This window comes from Erwinia sp. 198, from assembly GCF_003937915.1.
Taxonomy (GTDB): domain Bacteria; phylum Pseudomonadota; class Gammaproteobacteria; order Enterobacterales; family Enterobacteriaceae; genus Erwinia; species Erwinia aeris.
In genome coordinates this window covers 216,650-235,961 of sequence record NZ_RHUM01000001.1, presented here as the reverse complement: position 1 = coordinate 235,961, position 19,312 = coordinate 216,650, and the positions used below count along the sequence as shown (strand labels likewise).

Sequence of the window (19,312 nt, the reverse complement as noted above, 5' to 3'; positions counted from 1 at the left end):
AAATCGATTTCAACAATTACGGTATCGGCTAAAGAGTAGGCAACTTTACCCCAGCAGGTGTAAAGCGGCCATGCCCGGCTGAGAACCCGGGCTTAATTTATCTATGTCCTTATAATTAAACGGGTTTATTAACTGTTTTTTTGCTTAACGACCTTAGCACCCGCTCTTTTTTTTGCCCAGCAAAATCCAGCGGCAGCGCTGATTATTTTTTTGTCAGGCGCGCTGTCTCAGGCTGCCGCAGACGGATTTACCTTTGTTTCAATTCATTAACAAAATTTTGCGTTTCGCTTAGCTCAGCGTTCAAGGCTGTTCTATAGTGTTAAACATAACAGAAATTGGCCAATCTGGCTTTTGTCGTGGACAGCGGCCAACACAGCTCTTTCCGGCTCCGCGTCTTACCTGCTTCGCGACTATTTTTTTACTTTTATACACCGGGCGAAAAAGCACTTCCATTGGTCTGATCGGTAAGGAATGATTATGAAAATGAAGCTTTTTCTGCTGGGCTGTGGCTTGGGTCTCGGCGTGGCCTCTTCCGGCTTTGCCGCCACCACGACGGGAACTATCAACGCCACGCTGGTCCTGACCACCGGTTGCCTGGTCAATGGCCAGACCGCCACCACCGGCGTTAACTTCGGTACCTTAGACTTTGGTAGCAGCGCCGCGACCTTTGATACCCTGAACGCCACCTTAGTCGGCGCGCTGGGCAACGGCATCTTTGTGCGCTGCACCACTGGTCAAACTTATAACGTGCAGCTCACCAGCAGCAACGCCGCGCCCGCTACCGTGTTTGGCGAAGTGACCGCGCAGCCTCGCTATCTGGTGCTGGGCAGCAACGCCACGCAAGGCATTGCCTACACGCTTTATAACTCCACTTCCTATACCACGCCCATCGCTAACAACACTAACCTGACCAGCACGGGCACCACGGATCCGACCAATGGCGACAACTATCCGATTTACGGTCGTATTACCGGCGGCGGTTTTAACGCAGCGATCCCGGCAGGTACCTATACCGATACGATTAACGTTGCCGTGAACTACTGATTGACGGCGGCAGGGAGCGCGTCGTGTCGGGGCAGGAAAGAACAGCGGCGGGCTGGCTCAGCCCGCTTTGTGTCGTGGTTTGCTGTATCAGCTTTCCGGCCAGGGCGCTGCCGACGCAGACTTTTCAGGTGACGGCATCGGTGGTGAACGGCTGCGTGATTTCCGGCACCAATACGGGCGTGTTCGGCACGCTGAACTTCGGTACCCGCCCCGGCGTCGGATCGGCTTCCGCCAGCGCCAGCTTTGTCCAAAGCTCCACGATTACGCTGGCCTGTACGCCGGGCACCGCGCTAAGCATGAGCGTTAACGGCGGCAGTAATTATTCCAGCACGCGTAATCTTAAAATTGCTAATAACACCGATTTAGTGGCCTATGCGCTTTACACCAGCGCCTCCGCCAGTGCGGCAAGTGCGATCCCGGTCAATCAGAACGTGGCGCTGACCTACAGTAACGCCAACAACATCACGCTGCCGATATATGGTCGGCTACAGACGAGCGGCGTCCGGCGAGCCGGGACTTACAGCGACACGCTGACGGTGACGCTGAGTTGGTAAACAGGGAGAAAGTATTTCATGAAGACGCTACGTATTTTCACATTGCTGGCCGGGCTGTCGCTGCTGCCCGCGTGGGCAGGAAATTCGGTGCTGATCTGGCCCATCGATCCGAAAATCCACAGCGGCGATAAAGCCACCGAGCTGTGGCTGGAGAATCGCGGCGCAGCGACCACGCTGATGCAGGTCAGAGTTTTCAGCTGGCAGCAGCAGGACGGGCACGAACAGTATCAGACGCAGCAAACGGTGGTCGCCAGCCCGCCGCTGGTAAGAATAGAACCGGGCCAGAAGCAGCTGGTCAGGCTAATTAACCAGGCCCCGCCGCCCAAAGGCGAGGAGCGGGCTTACCGGGTGCTGCTCGATGAGATCCCCACGCCGCAGCAGCCTGGCGAAAATCAGGCGGGCCTCAACTTCCAGATGCGCTATTCCGTGCCGCTATTTACCTATGGCGAAGGCCTTTCAGCCGACACGGCCCGCCCCGACCTTAGCTGGCGCCTCGTTAACCAGAACGGTAAGTCAGCGCTGCTTATTACCAATAACGGCAGCGGCCACGCGCGGCTAAGCAATGTTTCGCTGGGTGGCCGGACGCTGTCAAACAGCCTGTTCGGCTACGTGTTGGCGCGATCAAGCAATACGTTCCCGCTTAATTTCCCGGCGTCTGACCGCTCGCAGCTCAGCGCGGAACTGGATAATAACCAGACCTGGCGCAGCGGCAGCTCTGCGCGCTAGCCGATGAACGGGCGACGCTGCTCCCTGGCCCTCTGCCTGTTAAGCTACCTGCTCTCTTCAGCCGGTCGCGCGGAAACCTATTCCACTTTGCCGCCGCCACCGTCGCCAAACGCGCCGGGTGCCGCTCAGCAATATATGCTGGGGTTGGTGATCAACGAGCAGGACAGCGGCCAGGTCGTGCCGGTGGAGTTCCGTGATAACCATTACTATCTGCGCGCCGGCGATTTGCAGCGGGCCGGGATCCCTTCGGCGCTGATTACCTCATCGATGATGGATGTTTCCGCCATGCCGCAGGTAAAAGCCGACTACGACCAGGCCCGCCAGCGCCTCTTGCTGACGGTGCCGCCCGGCTGGCTGCCGCGCCAGAAACTGAATAACGAGGAGCAGAACGGCCCGCGCTTTCCCGGCAGAACCTCTACCGGCGCGCTGTTTAACTACGATCTCTATACCAGCCGCACCACCGCCAGCGGCAGCCGCCTCTCCGCCTTTAACGAGTTTCGCCTGTTTGGCGCGCTGGGGCAATTTTCCAGCAACGGCGTCTGGCAGCAGCAGCTTTCCGGCCAGACGACAGGCTCACAGAACGAGGGCTATCTGCGCTATGACACTTACTGGAGCAATCAGGACGAAACCCGCTCGCTGAGCTGGCGCGTGGGCGATCTGATCACCGATTCGCTGGCGTGGAGCAGCAGCGTGCGGCTGGGCGGCATTCAGATCGCGCGCGACTTCTCCGTGCGCCCGGATCTGGTGACCTATCCGCTGCCCTCTTTCTCCGGCCAGGCAGCGGTGCCCTCTACGGTCGATCTCTTCGTCAACGGCTATAAGAACAGCAGCAATGACGTGCAGCCCGGCCCCTGGTCGATGACCAATATGCCGTTTGTTAACGGCGCGGGCGAAGCGGTGGTAGTGACGACCGACGCAGCGGGCCGACGCGTCTCCACCACCATGCCCTTTTACGTCTCCAGTAGCCTGCTGAAGCCCGGCCTCTCTGACTTCTCTTTTTCCGCCGGGGCGCTGCGCAATAATTACGGCATCAAAAGCTTTGACTATGGCTCCGCCGCCGCCAGCGGCTCCTGGCGCTATGGCCTGACCGACTGGCTGACGCTGGAAAGCCATGCCGAAGGCGCGGACGCACTGGCGCTGGGCGGCGCGGGCGGCCAGGTCAGGCTGGGGTCGCTGGGCGTGGTCAACGCGGCGCTGGCGCAGAGCCAGATGAGCGGCGAACATGGCAATCAGTACAGCTGGGGCTATCAGTACAGCAACAGCCGCTTTAACATCGGCACGCAGCATATTATTCGCTCGGCGGGCTTCAGCAACCTGGCGCTGTACGGCGACCGCAACAGCGGCCTGGCGGGCACGGAATACACCCTCAGCCGCCGCAGCGCCCAGTACAGCGCCAGCGTCTCGCTCGATCGCTTCGGCAGCCTCGGCGCGGCCTTTATTGACATCGTCAGCGGCAGCGGCGACCGCACCCAGCTGTGGAACCTTTCCTGGAGCAAAAATATCTGGGGCAACAGCAGCCTTTACGTTTCCGCCAGCCGCGACCAGCGACAGGGCGACTGGACGGGCACCATTTCGCTGGTGATCCCGTTCAGCGAGCGCGGCAACGCCAGCCTGAGTCTGGATCGCGACCAGCAGGGCACGGCCTCGCAGCGCGTAACGGTCTCGCGATCCATGCCTACCGATGGCGGACTGGCTTACGACGCCTCGTGGGCCAACCAGAGCAGCGGCGGCGACTATAAGCAGGCCAGCCTGAGCTGGCGCAACCAGAAAATTGAGACTTCAGCAGGCTTCTACGGCGACGGCGATTACACTACCGAATGGGCCGACGTGAGCGGCTCGCTGGTGCTGATGGACGGCAGCTACTTTGCTGCCAACGAGGTTAACGATGCCTTTGTGGTGGTGAAAACCGACTATCCCAATATCAACGTGCGCTACGAAAATCAGCCGATGGGCAAAACGGACGCCGGCGGCCATCTGCTGGTGCCGGGCATCAGCTCCTATTATCCGGCCAAATACGATATCGACACGCTGGATCTACCGGCCGATATGACCACCTCCAGCGTCGAACAGCGCTTTGCCGTCAAGCGCAACAGCGGCTACCTGCTGCACTTCCCGATTGAGCCGCTACGCGCGGCCAGCGTGATCCTGCACGACCAGAACGGTGAACCGCTGCCTGTATCCACCCAAATTATTCGCGCGGGTGCCGCGACGACTTATGTCGGCTGGGACGGCATCGTCTGGATGGAAAACCTGGCTGCCGTTAATCCTTTCCGCGCTGAAACGCCGGACGGACGCCATTGTGAAGCGAAGCTCGACGTGCCGGGCGGTCGCCCGACGTCGCTACAAACTTACGGGCCGCTGACCTGCGCCCTTTCCGCTGCCTCAGGAACCTCACCATGACCTGGCCAATAAGATCGCTCTTTCGCGTGGCGCTTTTTTCGCTGCTGATGCTCTGCTCGCTATCCGGCCGGGCGGCCTGCACGCTGCCGACCTCTACGGCTACTTTTGGCAGCGTCAGCTCTTTTACGCTAAACACCACGGTGAGCAACACCACCGCTACCGTTAACGTCAACTGCGGTTCGGGCAGCGTGCTGTCGCTGCTGTCCAGCGATTACATTCGGTTTCAGCTGGCCAGCGCCACCTATACCAGCAGCACGCGCGGCGCGTTGAAAACCTCCAGCACCGGAACGGATCTCATCCCGCTACGCGTATGCAGCGATACGGCCTGCGCCACCGAGATGCTGATTGGCGGCACTACGGTCAACTATAGCCAGGCGCAGCTGCTTAATTTGCTGGGAACGGGCGGCGGACAGAACTTCGCTATTCCGCTTTATCTGAGAACGCTTACCGGCCAGGTGGTGGCCGCCGGCACCTACACGGTGACGCTGAATATCCTGGTCAGCTATAACATCTGTACCGGTATTGGCGCGCTGGGCACCTGTTTGTTGGGCAGCCAGCAGACCGGTTCCGGCACGGTGCCTGTCACTACTACGCTGGTGGTCACCAACGACTGCACCACTATTACCGCGCCTAATGTTAGTTTTGGCAGCGCGCCGCTGGTCGGCAGTTTTAACGCGGTTTCGCAGTCCATTAACGTGATCTGCACCAAAGGCAGCACCTACACGGTTGGCCTGAGTAACGGCGGTTATGCGGTCGGCGCGCAGCGCTATATGGCCAGTGGCAGCAACCGACTCGCCTATGAAATTTATAAAAACGCCACGACGTCGCGCTGGGGGCCGACGGGCACGGAGCGCGTCGCCAGTTCGGCGGCCAACAGCATCACCACCGACGGCCTGACCCGTACCTTTAACTATACGGCACGCATACTGACGTCGCAGGCTACGCCGCCTGCGGGCAACTACAGCGACAGCGTGGTGGTGGATCTCACGTTTTAGCGCACGGTTTGCCCCCGGATAGTGCATTGTTAACCATTTGTTACTAATACCTATATAGCTGGCACTTTAACGGTGAGGCCTGTCACATTAATGTCTGCGCAGGCGCGATAAAACATAAGAAAAACTGAAAGGACAGGCTATGACATCTTTTTCTTCTTCGGCGAAAAAGCCGCAGGGCAGCGCCCGCACCATTTTCAATGTGACCAGTGGAAACTTCCTGGAAATGTACGATTTTATGGTGTTCGGCTACTACGCCACGGCGATTGCCAAAACCTTTTTTCCCGGCGACGATCCGTTCGCCTCGCTAATGTTAACGCTGATGACGTTCGGCGCAGGCTTTCTGATGAGGCCGCTGGGCGCAATTATCCTCGGCTCCTATATCGACCATCACGGACGGCGTAAAGGGCTGCTGCTGACGCTGGGCCTGATGGCGATCGGCACTTTAACCATCGCTGTCGTACCGGGCTACAACACGCTGGGCGCGGCGGCGCCAATCCTGATCCTGCTTGGACGTCTGTTACAGGGCTTCTCGGCGGGCGTCGAGCTGGGTGGCGTTTCGGTCTATCTCAGCGAGATCGCGCCGAAAAACCGCAAGGGCTTTTTTGTCAGCTGGCAGTCCGGCAGCCAGCAGGTCGCCGTGATTTTCGCCGCGCTGCTGGGCCTGGGGCTGAACCATCTGCTGGCGAAAGATCAGGTGACCGACTGGGGCTGGCGTATCCCTTTTTTCATCGGCTGCCTGATTGTGCCTTTCCTGTTCTGGGTCAGGAGAATGCTGGAAGAAACCGAAGCCTTCAGCCAGCGTAAGGTGCACCCTTCCATGCGTCAGATCGTGCGCGGCGTCGCCAGCAACTGGGCGCTGGTGCTGGCAGGCATGCTGATGGTGGTTACCACAACCGTGATGTTTTATATGATCACCGCGTTTACCCCAACCTTTGGTAAAACGGTGCTGATGATGAGCGATAAGCAGAGCTTTCTGGTGACGCTGTGCGTCGGCCTGTCAAACCTGATCTGGCTGCCGATTATGGGTGCCGTCTCCGACCGCTACGGCCGTCGTCCGCTGCTGATCCTGTTTACCATACTGATGATCGCTACCGCCTGGCCGGTGCTGCACTGGCTGGTCGGCTCGCCAACCTTCTCCCACCTGCTGGAGGCCGAGCTGTGGCTGTCGTTCCTTTACGCCAGCTATAACGGCGCGATGGTGGTCTATCTGGCGGAAGTGATGCCCGCAGAGGTGCGCGCGACCGGCTTTTCGCTGGCCTACAGCCTGGCAACGGCGCTGTTCGGCGGCTTTACGCCTGCGATGTCCAGCTATCTGATCCATGCCACCGGCGACAAGGCGATGCCCGGCGTCTGGCTGACCTTCGCCGCCGTTTGCGGCCTGCTCGGCACGCTGCTGATCAAACGCCTGGTGCAGCAGTATCAAACCCGCCAGGCCAGCGAGCCTGTGGCGCAAATGTAGCGCCGCTGGTGCGGCCGTGGCGTAAGGCTGCGGCCGCCTGCCCCGATCCTGAGCAAAAAAAATCCGCAACGGTCGTTACGGATTTTTTATTTTCTGACGGCGATTATTTCGCGACGGTTTCCATGCCTATCAGCCCAATCTTCAGATAGCCCGCCTGACGCAGCTTATCCATCACGCCCATCAGCGTTTCGTAATCCACCGATTTATCCGCCTGGAAGAAGATAGTGGCGTCTTTATTGCCCTGCGTCTGGCTTTCCAGCGCCGACAGCAGCGTTTCCTGCGTTACCGCATCATTGCCGATAAACAGCTGTTTATCCGCTTTGATTGAGAGGTAGACCGGTTTTTCCGGGCGCGGCTGAGGCTTGCTGGTAGAGGCCGGCAGATTAACGCGAACGTCAACGGTAGCCAGCGGCGCGGCGACCATAAAGATAATCAGCAGGACCAGCATCACATCGATAAACGGCGTGACGTTGATTTCATGCATTTCGCCGTTGCTATCGAGATCTTCATTCAATCGCATGGCCATGGCGCTTATCCTACCCGCAGCTTCTGCGTTGGATGCTGCGGCGCGCTGGCGGACAGATCCAGATCGCGGCTTTGCAGCAGCATAATCTGCGCGGCGGCGTCGCCCAGCGAGGCTTTATAGCTGGCGATAGTACGGGCGAAGACGTTATAGATCACTACCGCCGGAATCGCAGCGAACAGGCCGACAGCCGTTGCCAGCAGCGCTTCTGCGATGCCGGGCGCAACCACCGCAAGGTTCGTGGTTTGCGTCTGGGCAATGCCGATAAAGCTGTTCATAATGCCCCAAACGGTGCCGAACAGGCCGACAAACGGTGCGATAGCACCGATAGTAGCCAGAAAACCGTTGCCGCGACCGGCGTGGCGGCTGAAGAAGGCAACGCGGCGCTCCAGACGAAACGAGGTGCGCTCTTTAATCCCCTCGTTGTCGGCGGACTGCTGCGACAGCTCCAGCTCGTTTTCGGCTTCTTTCAACAGCTGCGTGGTCACGCTGTTAGCGTTAAACGTGGCGCTGATATCGCTCGCCTCCTGCAGGGAACGAACGCCCGCCAGCGCCTGCTGCTCGCGCTTCAGGCGGCGTTTCGCCGAGCTGAGCTCCGCGCTTTTGCTGAAGAAGATGGCCCAGGTAACGACCGAAGCCAGCAGCAAACCGATCATTACCACTTTTACCACGATGTCCGCATGGTGATACATGCCCCAGACGGAGAGGTCCGTCTGCATCAAATCATTCGTCACGCTGTCTCTCCAACGTCAGTTACCGATAGCGAAAATACAGGGCGGATCATACCAAATCGAACCCGAATTGATAGTAGTTATCATTACTATTTACCCTTAACGCAATACTTTTTACACTTTTCCCCCTCTCTCCTTTTTATCGCCAGGGTTTTTCCTGAAACTTTGTCACGTAGCGGGATGACGAATTTCGCCCCGCCGCCAGCCGTGTTAACGTTAAGCGAGATCCTTAAACCGAGCAGACCGATGACCAGTAAACATATTGAAACGGCGTTAATCAGCGCCGGCCGCCGCAAACGCTATACTCAGGGCTCCGTTAACAGCGTTATTCAGCGCGCCTCCTCGCTGGTGTTCGACAGCGTGGCCGAGAAGAAACGCGCCACGGCCGGGCGAGCGGAAGGCGAACTGTTTTATGGTCGTCGCGGCACGTTGACCCACTTCTCGCTGCAGGAAGCCATGACCGAGCTGGAGGGCGGCGCAGGCTGCGTGCTTTATCCCTGCGGCGCGGCAGCGGTCGCCAATGCCGTTCTCGCTTTTGTTTCTGCCGGGGATAACGTGCTGATGGCCGGTTCCGTCTATGAACCAACCCAGGATTTCTGTAGCAAAATCCTCAGTAAAATGAACGTGACCACCACCTGGTTCAGCCATACCGCCGGCGCGGAAATCGGTGAATTAGTCAAGCCCGAAACGCGGGTCGTTTTTCTGGAGTCGCCGGCTTCCGTTACCATGGAAGTGCAGGATATTCCGGCGATCGTCGCGGCCGTACGGGCCAAAGCGCCGGAAGCGGTCATTATGGTCGATAATACCTGGGCTGCGGGCATTCTGTTTCGCGCGCTGGATTTTGGTATCGATATTTCCATCCAGGCCGGAACCAAATATTTGATTGGTCATTCCGACGCGATGATCGGCACCGCTGTCGCCAACCAGCGCTGCTGGGCGCAGCTGCGTGAAAACTCTTATCTGATGGGGCAAATGGTAGACGCGGACACCGCCTATATGGCCAGCCGTGGCCTGCGCACGCTGGCGGTACGTCTGCGCCGGCACGAGGAAAGCGGGCTGCGGGTCGCGCGCTGGCTGGCCGAGCGTCCGGAAGTAGCCGTGGTTAACCATCCGGCGCTGCCGCAGTGCAAGGGCCACGAGTTCTGGCGGCGGGATTTTACCGGCAGCAGCGGCCTGTTCTCCTTTGTACTGAAAGCGCGGCTGAGCGATCGGCAGCTGGCCGATTTTCTTGACCACTTTGAACATTTCAGCATGGCCTACTCCTGGGGCGGTTTCGAATCGCTTATTCTGGCGAGTCAGCCCGACGAGCTGGCCGCCATCCGTCCGGCTGGCGGCGTAGACTTCAGCGGCACGCTGATCCGGCTGCATATCGGGCTGGAAAACGTTGACGATTTGCTGGCGGATTTGACCGCCGGTTTCGCGCGCATCGCCGGATCGTTAAAAAATTAAACAAAAAGGCAACAGCTCTGGCCTGCGCCACGTTGTGACAGGCCATTTACGAGTACACTAGTGCTATTGATGCGGTAAACAGGATAAAAAATGGCGGTACTCCATGAGATTGTGCAGGCGCTTTGGCATCAGGATTTTGCTGCCCTCGCCAATCCCGATGTAATCTGGATCGTTTACGGAATAATGTTTCTCACGCTGCTGCTGGAAAATGGTTTGCTGCCCGCCGCCTTTCTGCCCGGCGACAGTTTGCTGCTGCTGGCCGGCGCGATGATCGCCAAAGGCGTGATGGGCTTTATTCCTACCGTCGCGATCCTGACGCTGGCGGCCAGCCTGGGCTGCTGGCTGAGCTACCTGCAGGGCCGCTGGTTAGGCAATACGCGCCTGGTCAAAGGCTGGCTGATGCACCTGCCCGCGCAGTATCACCAGCGCGCCTGGAGCCTGTTTCACCGGCACGGGCTGATGGCACTGCTGATTGGGCGCTTCCTGGCCTTCGTGCGGACGCTGCTGCCGACGATGGCAGGCATCTCCGGCCTGACGCAGACGCGTTTCCAGTTTTTTAACTGGCTCAGCGGCCTGCTGTGGGTCGGCATCCTGGTTTCGCTGGGCTATGCGATAAGCCAGGTACCCTTTATCAAGCGCCATGAAGATCAGGTAATGTCCATTCTGATGATCCTGCCGCTGGCGCTGCTTTGCATCGGCCTGATCGGCAGCCTCGCCCTGTTCTTTAAGCGGAAAAAAGCCGCTTAGCGCGACCTGCCTTGCGAGGGTCGTCCGACGGCCCTCTTATTCCATCTGACGCATTCTGCCGATCTCTTCCCCCGGCGTGACGCCAAAATAGCGCTTAAACTCGCGGGAAAACTGCGAGGCGCTTTCATAGCCGACCCGCATCGCCGCCGCGCTGGCTTTCAGCCCTTCATGCAGCATCAGCATTCGCGCCTGATGCAGTCGGTAGCTTTTAAGATACTGCAACGGCGAGGTGCTGGTGACGGCTTTAAAGTTGTGGTGAAAGGCGGAGACGCTCATATTCACCTCCGCCGCCAGCCGCTCCACGCTCAGGTTGTCGGTATAGTGATGCTCGATCCGCCGCAGCGCCCGCGCTATCTGGCTGAACTGTGTGTGCCGACTGACCAGCGCCATCAGCGCGCCACCGCACGGCCCCAGCAGCACATGATAGAGAATTTCCCGCACGATTTGCGGGCCAAGCACGCGCGCGTCGCGCGGATCCGCCATCGCATCCAGCAGGCGCTCCGCCGCACACAGCATAGGCTCGGTCAGCGGCGACGAGTGAATGCCGCGCGTCTGCGGCTGCGGCTGGAAGCTGTCGTCATCGCCAATATCAATCAGCAGATCCTGGAGCTTAACCGGATCGACATTCAGCAGCATGCCTGCCAGCGGCGCTTCCGGCGTGGCAAACGTTTCGCACTCAACCGCCAGCGGTACGGTCAGCATCAGGTATTCTGTCGCGTCGTAATGGAAAACATGGTTGCCCAGATAGCCGGTTTTTCTGCCCTGAAACAGGATTACGATGCCGGAGGAATAGAGTACCGGTGTACGCCCGCTGGGCTGGCTGGCGTGGAAAAGCCGGATATCGGGCAGCAGCGTCTGCACATCCGGTTTTGCGTCGATCAGTTGCACGACCTGGCGGGCAAGCCGGGCGCACAGCATAGTGCGATCCATGATGTTCACCTGAAAAAAAGCGGAGCTGGCATCATGCCGAAGCCTGCCGTAATCGTCCAGCCTCCTGGAGAAACAGGCAAGAAGAAAGCAGAAACGGGCAGGAGGTATGACGGGACTGGCCGTTACGCTGCCAACCGGCTCAATAATCCGAATTGCGCAAAGGGTTAATAATTTCAACTAAACTAACACCAGCAGTCGCAACCAGACTTAGCGTCACTTCCCGGCGCAGAGGCGTCGGCACTATAGCTGCAAAGGAGAGAACAATGGCAGAGCAACCCGTAATCAAGCTTCACGATGGCAATATGATGCCCCAGCTCGGCCTGGGCGTCTGGCAGGCAAGCATTGACGAAGCGCGTCAGGCTGCGCTGAAAGCGCTCGATGTGGGCTATCGCTCGATCGATACCGCCGCCATCTATAAAAACGAAGAGGGTATCGGTCAGGCGCTACAGGAAACGTCAGTCGCGCGTGACGATATCTTCGTGACCACCAAGCTGTGGAATGACGATCAGCTGAACGCGCCGCAGGCGCTGGAAACCAGCCTGAAGAAATTGCAGCTGGAAAGCGTCGATCTCTATCTGATGCACTGGCCTTGCCCGGCGAAGGACAACTACGTTGACGCCTGGAAAGCGATGATCGAGCTGCAAAAACAGGGGCTGACTAAAAGCATCGGCGTCTGTAACTTCCAGGAAGCGCACCTGAAACGGCTGATAGATGAAACGGGCGTGCGTCCGGTGATCAACCAGATAGAGCTGCACCCTATGCTGCAACAGCGCACGCTGCACGCCTGGAACGCCATGCATCAGATCCAGACCGAATCCTGGAGCCCACTGGCTCAGGGTGGTAAAGGCGTGTTCGATCAGGCCGTGATCAAAACGCTGGCGAAAAAATATGGCAAAACGCCTGCGCAGATTGTTATCCGCTGGCATCTGGACAGCGGCCTGGTGGTGATCCCGAAATCGGTCACGCCTTCCCGCATTGAAGAGAACTTTAAGGTCTTCGATTTCCGTCTGGAAAAACCGGAAATCAGCGAAATCGCCTCGCTGGATGCCGGCAACCGTCTTGGCCCTAACCCTGACGAGCTGAACTAAGCGCCCGGCCGCCCGTTGACAGAAAACAGACGGGCGGCCGCCTTTTTAACGCGCAGCCTGCCTTTATCAGGCATTAAAAAAAGAACTGTTTACGCAATGCTCTATTAATTTAAACCTCAGATAAACCACTTTCATTATTCTTGCTGAATAATGTTAATATAATTATTAAGCGCCAGCAGCGGCAAAGCTTTCACCCTCATCTGAAAAGTGAATAAATACAGCAAGGTAAATTTAGTTTGCTAATAAATATTTACGCCAATTTTAAAAAATAAGGCACTGATAGTGTTTATAATAGGTTTGGCTAATCAAAACGGTATTTATTATTATTAATAACCGAATTAAGTTATTCACAAAATCAGTATACTAAAGCCGTCAATATTTTTGAGGAATTAACTGGAGAAGCATAATGAAAAAGATTATTTCGGCTGCCCTGCTGTTGCTGATGACGGGTTCCGCTTTTGCCGCACAGATTGTGCCGCGTAACGAACTGGATAATTACGTAAAAAAAGAACGCGTATCCATTTCTAACGTAATGGGAGGGAAAGCAAAAGCGCTTGAGGCACTGCGTGCGGAAGTGGATAAAAAAGGCGGCGAATATATGTATATTACCTCGCTGGATCGTCCTGGCGATTCCAGCCACTGGCGCGGTACGGCTATCGTGCTGGAAAAGAAATAATCGTTCTCCAGCCCCCGGCCTTAATTCGCCCCGCCTTCTTTGGCCGCCGGCGGCGCGCCGACCGCCTTGATCCTTGCAAAACCTCGCTGGCTGGCCGCTCCGGTCAACCAGCGCTTTACGCTACGGCGCTGGCTGTACCTGCAGCTGGCCCGCCGTTCCACGATCGGCCATTTCCAGCGTCTGGCTATAGTAGACAAACGGGAAGTGGTCGGAAGAGGACTGCGTAAAGGAGACAAACAGCTCCACGCTGCCGTCAACCCAGACGGTATCCTTCCAGCCGCGATCTTCCGCCATCGGCTGTGCGCCGTTAACGTTCTTAATCAAAAACATCACGCCCTGCATATGAAACGCCTGCGGCATGTCGGCATGAATAATCCAGCGTTCAAAACTGCCCTGCTGCGCCTGGACGTCGATGCGGCCCAAATCCCACAGCGCGCCGTTGATACCCGGCTCCGAGTCGCCCAGACGGAATTCTCTCGTGCGGCTGACGCCGCCTTCAATGACCTGATCGGCCAGCAGACGCATCGGCAGCGTGTCGGTCACCAGCGGCAGCAGGCCGGTCGGACGCAGCGTCAGTACCAGCGTCGAGGTCAGAATGCTCGACGGCTCGAACAGCCCGCGCAGCCTGTCGACAATGCCTGCCGCCTGGCCCGCCGTTATCGACACCTCGTCACCCTGGCTCATATCCACCAGGATTTCCCGGCGCTCGCCCGGCGCCAGAGAAAGCTGCTGCACCGCCACGGGCGCAGGCAAAAATCCCTGATCGCTGGCGATGACGTTAAAAGGCCGCTTGTCGCTCATGGCTAGCTGGTAGCGACGCGAGTTTGAAGCGTTAAGCAACCGCAGGCGTACCCAGCCGCGAGAGACTTCCACATAGGGATTCTGCGTACCGTTCACCAGCAGGGTATCGCCCACAAAACCGCCGTTGGCTGGCGGGCTGTAGTCTGGCGAACCGAAGTTATCGATACGCTTGTCCTGAATAATCAGCGGAAAATCATCCACGCCGTAGTGGTTCGGCAGCGGCAGCGTTTTGCTGACCTCATCTTCCACCAGCCACATGCCCGCCAGGCCGTTATAGACATGCTCTGCCATATGATTAGGCGTGTTGGCGTGATACCAGCAGGTCGCGGCGGCCTGGCGCACCGGGATCACCGGCGCCCAGTCGACCCCAGGCGACATCATGCGCGCCGCGCCGCCAGCGAGCGCGCCCGGCACCTGAAGCCCGCCAACGGTCATCGCTACCGCTTCGTTCAGCCGGTTGCTGTAGATAAGCTTGACGTCATCGCCGCTCCAGACCCTGACCGTCGGCCCCAGGTAGAGACCGTTAAAGCCCCATACCTGGGCCTTGCTGCCGCTGGTAAACGACCAGTGGCTGCGTTGCAGCGTCAAAAAGATAGGCTGTCCACGGCGGGATTCGATAAGCGGCGGCACCGGCAAAGGATTACCCGGCCCCGCGGCGTATACGCGTGCAGGCAGCGCACCGGCGCACAACGCTATGCCCGATGCCTGAATAAACTGACGTCGACTGAAGGACATAAAAACTCCGTAACCCAAAATGCGGCCCGGCGGGCCGCTATCCATTTTTTATGATTGTTTGCCGTGTGCCGACCGCAAGGCGATCGGTTTACTTTTCGCCTGCGGCTTCCCGCGCGGCGACTTCCGCGTTGAGTTCAGCCAGCTTCTCCATCATCAGCTCGCGGCAGTGGGTCGCCAGCTTGCGCACGGATTGATCGGCGAAGGCGGCGGTATCGATCGGCGGCAGCATCTCGATAATCACCAGACCGTTATGCAGCCGGTTCAGCTTGATTTTATCGTGCGTATTGCTGACCACGATAGGAATAATAGGTACGCCTGCGGCCATAGCGGCGTGAAACGCGCCGGTTTTAAACGGCAGCAACCCGCGTCCACGGCTGCGTGTCCCTTCCGGGAACATCCAGAAGGAGATCTTCTTCTTTTTAAACTGCTCGATCAGCTGGTTAATCGTGCCGTGCGCTTTGTTGCGGTTGTCACGGTCGATCAACAGGTTGCCGGTCAGCCAGTAAAGCAGGCCAAAGAACGGGACCCACAGCAGCGTTTTTTTGCCGACCGTCACCGTGGTCGGCTGCACGACTTTTGCCGCCGTGATCATATCGTAGTTGTTCTGATGGTTAGCGATGTAGATCGCATTAGGATAGTTTTCCGACCCTGCCGGCTTGCGGATTTCCACCTTCAGACCAAACAGCGGCGACAGGCGACCGAACAGATGGCCAAACGTCGCCACGTGGCGGGGATTACGGGGACTGAACAAACACCAGATGCAGCCGAAAACGCACACCAGGATTGAATAAACGATCGTCACGACGATCCGAAAAATTGACAGCATCACATCCTCATTATTGCCGGGCCGGAGACGCCTTAAGGCAGGCGCTCCGGCATTACGCCTTATCGGGCGCGCCGGGTGAAGTATATCCTGAAATCAGCAGGCTATGCTGCTTTTCACCGCGCCGCGCGGCCCGGATCACTCTTCGCTTTCACTGGCCTCAGGCCGTGCAGGCCCGTCAACCTCTACCCGATCGATACGCTGCAGGCCACGCGGCAACAGCGTGCCGCGACGGCCGCGCTCGGCACGGAACTTCTGCAGATCTTCCGGCCGCAGCGTCAGCTTGCGTTTGCCGACGTGCAGCGTGATGGCGGTTTGCGGCGTCAGCAGCAGTAGCCAGGCCAGTTTGTCGTCGCCCGCCGCCGCTTCCGCCGCGGGGATCGAGACAATCTTGTTGCCCTTGCCTTTGGACAGCTGCGGCAGATCGGCCACCGGGAACATCAGCATCCTGCCCGCGGCGGTAATCGCCAGCAGCAGGTCGTCCTCGTGATGGATCGCCTGCGGCGTCATCACTTTGGCGTTCTGCGGCAGCGTCAGCAGCGCTTTACCGGCACGGTTGCGCGACACCAGATCGCTGAAGGTGCAGACGAAGCCGTAGCCCGCATCCGACGCCAGCAGCAGCTTCTGATCGTCCGCCTCCATCAATACCTGCTCCACTACCGCACCCGGCGGCGGCGTCAGCTTGCCGGTCAACGGCTCGCCCTGCCCGCGCGCGGAAGGCAGCGTCACCGGATCGAGCGTATAGCTGCGGCCGGTGGAGTCAATAAAGGCCACCGGCTGGTTGCTCTTGCCGCGCGCCGCCGCGCGATAGCTGTCGCCCGCCTTATAGCTCAGGCCGCCCGGATCGATATCGTGTCCCTTGGCGCTGCGCACCCAGCCCATCTGCGACAGCACAATGGTCACCGGCTCGGACGGCACCAGCTCGTTTTCGCTGATCGCTTTGGCCTCTTCACGCTCGCGCAGCGGCGAACGACGATCGTCGCCATAGGCTTCGCTGTCGGCCTGCAGCTCTTTTTTCAGTAGCGTGTTCATTTTGCGTTCTGAAGCCAGAATGCCCTGCAGCCGGTCGCGCTCTTTCCCCAGCTCGTCCTGCTCGCCGCGAATTTTCATCTCTTCCAGTTTGGCAAGATGACGCAGCTTCAGTTCCAGGATCGCTTCCGCCTGGGTTTCGCTGATGCCGAAACGTGAAACCAGCACCTGCTTCGGCTCGTCTTCGCTGCGGATAATGTGGATCACCTCATCAATATTGAGGAAGGCAACCAGCAGGCCTTCCAGAATATGCAGCCGCTTCAGCACTTTTTCCAGCCGGAAATTCAGGCGGCGGCGCACGGTGTCGCGTCGATAAACCAGCCATTCGCTGATGATTTCAAGCAGGTTTTTTACCGCCGGACGGTTATCCAGCCCGATCATATTCAGGTTAATGCGGTAGCTTTTTTCCAGGTCGGTGGTGGCGAACAGATGGTTCATCACCTGTTCCATATCCACCCGACTGGAGCGCGGCACAATCACCAGACGCGTCGGGCTTTCATGATCGGACTCGTCGCGCAGGTCCTCCACCATCGGCAGCTTTTTATTGCGCATCTGCGCGGCTATCTGCTCCAGCACGCGCGCGCCGGAAACCTGGTGCGGCAGCGCGGTAATAACCACGTCGCCCTCTTCTTTCTTCCACACCGCGCGCATACGCACGGAGCCACGGCCGTTCTGATAGATTTTGCGGATTTCGGCGCGCGGCGTAATGATCTCCGCTTCGGTCGGATAGTCCGGCCCCTGCACGATATCCAGCAGCTCATCAAGCGTGGTTTTCGGCGCATCGATTAGCTTGATGGCCGCGTTGGCGACTTCGCGCAGGTTATGCGGTGGAATATCCGTCGCCATTCCCACGGCAATCCCCGTGGTGCCGTTAAGCAGAATATTCGGCAGGCGCGCGGGCAGCATTGCCGGCTCCTGCATGGTGCCGTCGAAGTTCGGCACGTAATCCACGGTGCCCTGGCCCAGCTCGCCTAACAGCAGCTCGGCGTATTTTGACAGGCGTGACTCGGTGTAACGCATCGCCGCAAAGGATTTCGGATCGTCCGGTGCGCCCCAGTTTCCCTGACCGTCCACCAGCGGATAGCGGTAAGAGAAAGGCTGCGCCATCAGCACCATCGCCTCATAGCAGGCGCTGTCGCCGTGCGGATGATATTTACCCAGCACGTCGCCCACGGTACGGGCCGATTTTTTAAATTTGGCGCTGTTGTTCAGGCCCAGCTCCGACATCGCGTAGACGATACGGCGCTGCACCGGCTTCAGGCCATCGCCGATATACGGAAGCGCACGATCCATGATGACGTACATGGAATAGTTGAGATAGGCCTCTTCCGTAAACTTATGCAGAGCGCGACGCTCTGCCCCATCCTGAGTCAAATCGCTCATTACTTTTTGTTCCTCACATCATGGCGTCACGGGCGCGCCACATCGGGGCCGTTTGGCGGGAATAGTACCTTATCCGGGCCGCTTCTGTCACAGATAACCGTGACGGCATACGCTTTCCTGCATGGCGTGATTATTGCTCACAGCGCAAAAGTATTGTGATCAAAAACTCATTTTTAACCCCTGCCTTCGCGCGTACACTGAGGCCAGTTTTGAATACTGGAGAAGAAGATGCGCATTTTTATTATTGATGCCGGAAAAACCTTTGCCCATTCCAAAGGCGAGCTGAACCATACGCTGACCGACGTGGCCGCGACTTACCTGCGCGAAGCCGGTCATCAGGTTGACGTTACCGTAGTGGACAACGGCTACGTGGTGGCCGACGAGATCCAAAAATACCTGGCCGCCGACACGGTTATCTATCAGATGCCGGGCTGGTGGATGGGCGAACCGTGGATCCTGAAAAAATATATCGATGAGGTCTTTACCGAAGGCCACGGCACCCTGTACGCCAGCGACGGCCGCACCCGCTCCGACGCCTCGAAGAAGTATGGTTCCGGCGGGCTGGTTCAGGGTAAAAAATATATGCTTTCCCTGACGTGGAACGCGCCGCTGGAAGCCTTTACCGATCCCGACCAGTTCTTTGAAGGCGTGGGCGTGGACGGGCTTTACCTGCACTTCCACAAGGCGAATCAGTTCCTGGGGATGGAAGCGCTGCCGACCTTTATCTGCAACGATGTGATCAAGCAGCCGGATGTCCCACGCGATATCGAGCGTTATCGGACACATCTGGGCCAGATCTTTGCTTAACTGTTAAGACTGTTCTCTTAAAAGGAAAGACCATGCTCACCGTGATTGCTGAAATTTGTGTCAGGCCTGGCCGCCGTAGCGCGGTCATGCAGGCGATTGAACAAGTAATCCCGACGGTGTTAGAGGAAGAAGGCTGCGGCAGCTACCGGATGCTTGTGGATCACCAGGCGCAGGTGCCGTGGAAACAAAACTCGCCCGATTCGGTGTTTATGGTCGAGCAGTGGGATTCTTTACGGCATCTGGAACGGCATCAGCAGGCCGCGCATATGGAGCAGCACCGCGGGCGCATTAAAGATGACGTGCTGGACGTAAGGATTTTCGTGCTGGAACCGGCGTAAAGTAGCAAGGGGGCGAACCGGGTTCGCCCCCTTTTTTTATGGCTGGCCAGCGTAGCGATAGCTGTGCCGTCAGC

18 protein-coding genes are annotated in these 19,312 nt (G+C 58.2%); 12 read left to right on the top strand and 6 right to left on the bottom strand.

Annotation, left to right across the window (positions count from 1 at the left end):
- The first annotated feature begins 477 nt into the window (after positions 1 to 477).
- The 6 genes from EGK14_RS01120 to EGK14_RS01095 all read left to right on the top strand — a co-directional run bounded on the left by EGK14_RS01120 (position 478) and on the right by EGK14_RS01095 (position 7,178).
- Positions 478 to 1,044 carry a spore coat protein U domain-containing protein gene (locus EGK14_RS01120; protein ID WP_125287232.1) on the top strand — a complete coding sequence of 189 codons (567 nt, stop codon included), beginning with the start codon at positions 478 to 480 and terminating at the stop codon, positions 1,042 to 1,044.
- Between the two features lie 74 nt (positions 1,045 to 1,118).
- Positions 1,119 to 1,598, top strand: a complete 480-nt coding sequence (locus tag EGK14_RS01115) for a spore coat U domain-containing protein (RefSeq protein WP_233598429.1) — start codon at positions 1,119 to 1,121, stop codon at positions 1,596 to 1,598.
- An 18-nt stretch (positions 1,599 to 1,616) separates the two neighbouring features.
- Positions 1,617 to 2,324, top strand: a complete 708-nt coding sequence (locus EGK14_RS01110) for a molecular chaperone (protein ID WP_125287230.1) — start codon at positions 1,617 to 1,619, stop codon at positions 2,322 to 2,324.
- A 3-nt stretch (positions 2,325 to 2,327) separates the two neighbouring features.
- Positions 2,328 to 4,724 carry a fimbria/pilus outer membrane usher protein gene (locus EGK14_RS01105; RefSeq protein ID WP_125287229.1) on the top strand — a complete coding sequence of 799 codons (2,397 nt, stop codon included), beginning with the start codon at positions 2,328 to 2,330 and terminating at the stop codon, positions 4,722 to 4,724.
- Positions 4,721 to 5,719: a spore coat U domain-containing protein gene (locus tag EGK14_RS01100; RefSeq protein WP_125287228.1), complete on the top strand. Its 999-nt coding sequence runs from the start codon at positions 4,721 to 4,723 to the stop codon at positions 5,717 to 5,719. Before EGK14_RS01105 ends, EGK14_RS01100 begins: the two co-directional genes overlap by 4 nt.
- A 139-nt stretch (positions 5,720 to 5,858) precedes the next feature.
- Positions 5,859 to 7,178, top strand: coding sequence for an MFS transporter (locus tag EGK14_RS01095; protein WP_125287227.1), 1,320 nt, complete (start codon positions 5,859 to 5,861; stop codon positions 7,176 to 7,178).
- A gap of 103 nt (positions 7,179 to 7,281) precedes the next feature.
- On the opposite strand, the gene exbD is transcribed toward EGK14_RS01095, so the two are convergent.
- Together exbD and exbB are read right to left on the bottom strand one after the other, a co-directional pair.
- Positions 7,282 to 7,704: a TonB system transport protein ExbD gene (gene exbD / locus EGK14_RS01090; RefSeq protein ID WP_125287226.1), complete on the bottom strand. Its 423-nt coding sequence runs from the start codon at positions 7,702 to 7,704 to the stop codon at positions 7,282 to 7,284.
- Positions 7,705 to 7,709: 5 nt separating this feature from the next.
- Entirely contained in the window at positions 7,710 to 8,435 is a 726-nt protein-coding gene (gene exbB / locus EGK14_RS01085; protein ID WP_125287225.1) for a tol-pal system-associated acyl-CoA thioesterase, read from the bottom strand.
- Between the two features lie 243 nt (positions 8,436 to 8,678).
- Between exbB and metC the strand changes: the two genes are divergently transcribed.
- Complete coding sequence (gene metC / locus EGK14_RS01080) at positions 8,679 to 9,881, top strand: cystathionine beta-lyase (protein ID WP_125287224.1); 1,203 nt, start codon at positions 8,679 to 8,681, stop codon at positions 9,879 to 9,881.
- Positions 9,882 to 9,971: 90 nt separating this feature from the next.
- Complete coding sequence (locus tag EGK14_RS01075) at positions 9,972 to 10,628, top strand: DedA family protein (protein ID WP_125287223.1); 657 nt, start codon at positions 9,972 to 9,974, stop codon at positions 10,626 to 10,628.
- Between the two features lie 36 nt (positions 10,629 to 10,664).
- On the opposite strand, the gene EGK14_RS01070 is transcribed toward EGK14_RS01075, so the two are convergent.
- Entirely contained in the window at positions 10,665 to 11,558 is an 894-nt protein-coding gene (locus EGK14_RS01070) for an AraC family transcriptional regulator (protein ID WP_125287222.1), read from the bottom strand.
- A 263-nt stretch (positions 11,559 to 11,821) separates the two neighbouring features.
- Between EGK14_RS01070 and dkgA the strand changes: the two genes are divergently transcribed.
- Together dkgA and EGK14_RS01060 are read left to right on the top strand one after the other, a co-directional pair.
- On the top strand, positions 11,822 to 12,646 hold the full coding sequence (gene dkgA, locus EGK14_RS01065) for a 2,5-didehydrogluconate reductase DkgA (protein WP_125287221.1): 825 nt from the start codon (positions 11,822 to 11,824) through the stop codon (positions 12,644 to 12,646).
- A gap of 406 nt (positions 12,647 to 13,052) precedes the next feature.
- On the top strand, positions 13,053 to 13,322 hold the full coding sequence (locus EGK14_RS01060) for a DUF1471 domain-containing protein (RefSeq protein ID WP_125287220.1): 270 nt from the start codon (positions 13,053 to 13,055) through the stop codon (positions 13,320 to 13,322).
- A gap of 120 nt (positions 13,323 to 13,442) precedes the next feature.
- Here the strand turns inward: EGK14_RS01060 and ftsP are convergent, their stop codons facing one another.
- From ftsP to parC, 3 genes are all read right to left on the bottom strand, one after another.
- Complete coding sequence (gene ftsP, locus EGK14_RS01055) at positions 13,443 to 14,858, bottom strand: cell division protein FtsP (protein ID WP_125287219.1); 1,416 nt, start codon at positions 14,856 to 14,858, stop codon at positions 13,443 to 13,445.
- 88 nt (positions 14,859 to 14,946) lie between these two features.
- Positions 14,947 to 15,684: a 1-acylglycerol-3-phosphate O-acyltransferase gene (locus EGK14_RS01050; protein ID WP_125287218.1), complete on the bottom strand. Its 738-nt coding sequence runs from the start codon at positions 15,682 to 15,684 to the stop codon at positions 14,947 to 14,949.
- A gap of 135 nt (positions 15,685 to 15,819) precedes the next feature.
- Complete coding sequence (parC, locus tag EGK14_RS01045) at positions 15,820 to 18,093, bottom strand: DNA topoisomerase IV subunit A (RefSeq protein ID WP_125287217.1); 2,274 nt, start codon at positions 18,091 to 18,093, stop codon at positions 15,820 to 15,822.
- A 228-nt stretch (positions 18,094 to 18,321) separates the two neighbouring features.
- Between parC and EGK14_RS01040 the strand changes: the two genes are divergently transcribed.
- Both EGK14_RS01040 and EGK14_RS01035 read left to right on the top strand, forming a co-directional pair.
- Complete coding sequence (locus EGK14_RS01040) at positions 18,322 to 18,900, top strand: NAD(P)H-dependent oxidoreductase (RefSeq protein WP_125287216.1); 579 nt, start codon at positions 18,322 to 18,324, stop codon at positions 18,898 to 18,900.
- Between the two features lie 32 nt (positions 18,901 to 18,932).
- On the top strand, positions 18,933 to 19,238 hold the full coding sequence (locus EGK14_RS01035; protein ID WP_125287215.1) for a putative quinol monooxygenase: 306 nt from the start codon (positions 18,933 to 18,935) through the stop codon (positions 19,236 to 19,238).
- The last annotated feature ends 74 nt before the right edge of the window (positions 19,239 to 19,312 follow it).

Excerpts from the sequence above, each read along its gene's own strand:
- EGK14_RS01120 (WP_125287232.1), top strand. The coding sequence starts at position 478 with ATGAAAATGAAGCTTTTTCTGCTGGGCTGTGGCTTGGGTCTCGGCGTG.
- EGK14_RS01110 (WP_125287230.1), top strand. The coding sequence starts at position 1,617 with ATGAAGACGCTACGTATTTTCACATTGCTGGCCGGGCTGTCGCTGCTG.
- EGK14_RS01105 (WP_125287229.1), top strand. The coding sequence starts at position 2,328 with ATGAACGGGCGACGCTGCTCCCTGGCCCTCTGCCTGTTAAGCTACCTG.
- EGK14_RS01100 (WP_125287228.1), top strand. The coding sequence starts at position 4,721 with ATGACCTGGCCAATAAGATCGCTCTTTCGCGTGGCGCTTTTTTCGCTG.
- EGK14_RS01095 (WP_125287227.1), top strand. The coding sequence starts at position 5,859 with ATGACATCTTTTTCTTCTTCGGCGAAAAAGCCGCAGGGCAGCGCCCGC.
- exbD (WP_125287226.1), bottom strand. The coding sequence starts at position 7,704 with ATGGCCATGCGATTGAATGAAGATCTCGATAGCAACGGCGAAATGCAT.
- metC (WP_125287224.1), top strand. The coding sequence starts at position 8,679 with ATGACCAGTAAACATATTGAAACGGCGTTAATCAGCGCCGGCCGCCGC.
- EGK14_RS01075 (WP_125287223.1), top strand. The coding sequence starts at position 9,972 with ATGGCGGTACTCCATGAGATTGTGCAGGCGCTTTGGCATCAGGATTTT.
- EGK14_RS01070 (WP_125287222.1), bottom strand. The coding sequence starts at position 11,558 with ATGGATCGCACTATGCTGTGCGCCCGGCTTGCCCGCCAGGTCGTGCAA.
- dkgA (WP_125287221.1), top strand. The coding sequence starts at position 11,822 with ATGGCAGAGCAACCCGTAATCAAGCTTCACGATGGCAATATGATGCCC.
- EGK14_RS01060 (WP_125287220.1), top strand. The coding sequence starts at position 13,053 with ATGAAAAAGATTATTTCGGCTGCCCTGCTGTTGCTGATGACGGGTTCC.
- ftsP (WP_125287219.1), bottom strand. The coding sequence starts at position 14,858 with ATGTCCTTCAGTCGACGTCAGTTTATTCAGGCATCGGGCATAGCGTTG.
- EGK14_RS01050 (WP_125287218.1), bottom strand. The coding sequence starts at position 15,684 with ATGCTGTCAATTTTTCGGATCGTCGTGACGATCGTTTATTCAATCCTG.
- parC (WP_125287217.1), bottom strand. The coding sequence starts at position 18,093 with ATGAGCGATTTGACTCAGGATGGGGCAGAGCGTCGCGCTCTGCATAAG.
- EGK14_RS01040 (WP_125287216.1), top strand. The coding sequence starts at position 18,322 with ATGCGCATTTTTATTATTGATGCCGGAAAAACCTTTGCCCATTCCAAA.
- EGK14_RS01035 (WP_125287215.1), top strand. The coding sequence starts at position 18,933 with ATGCTCACCGTGATTGCTGAAATTTGTGTCAGGCCTGGCCGCCGTAGC.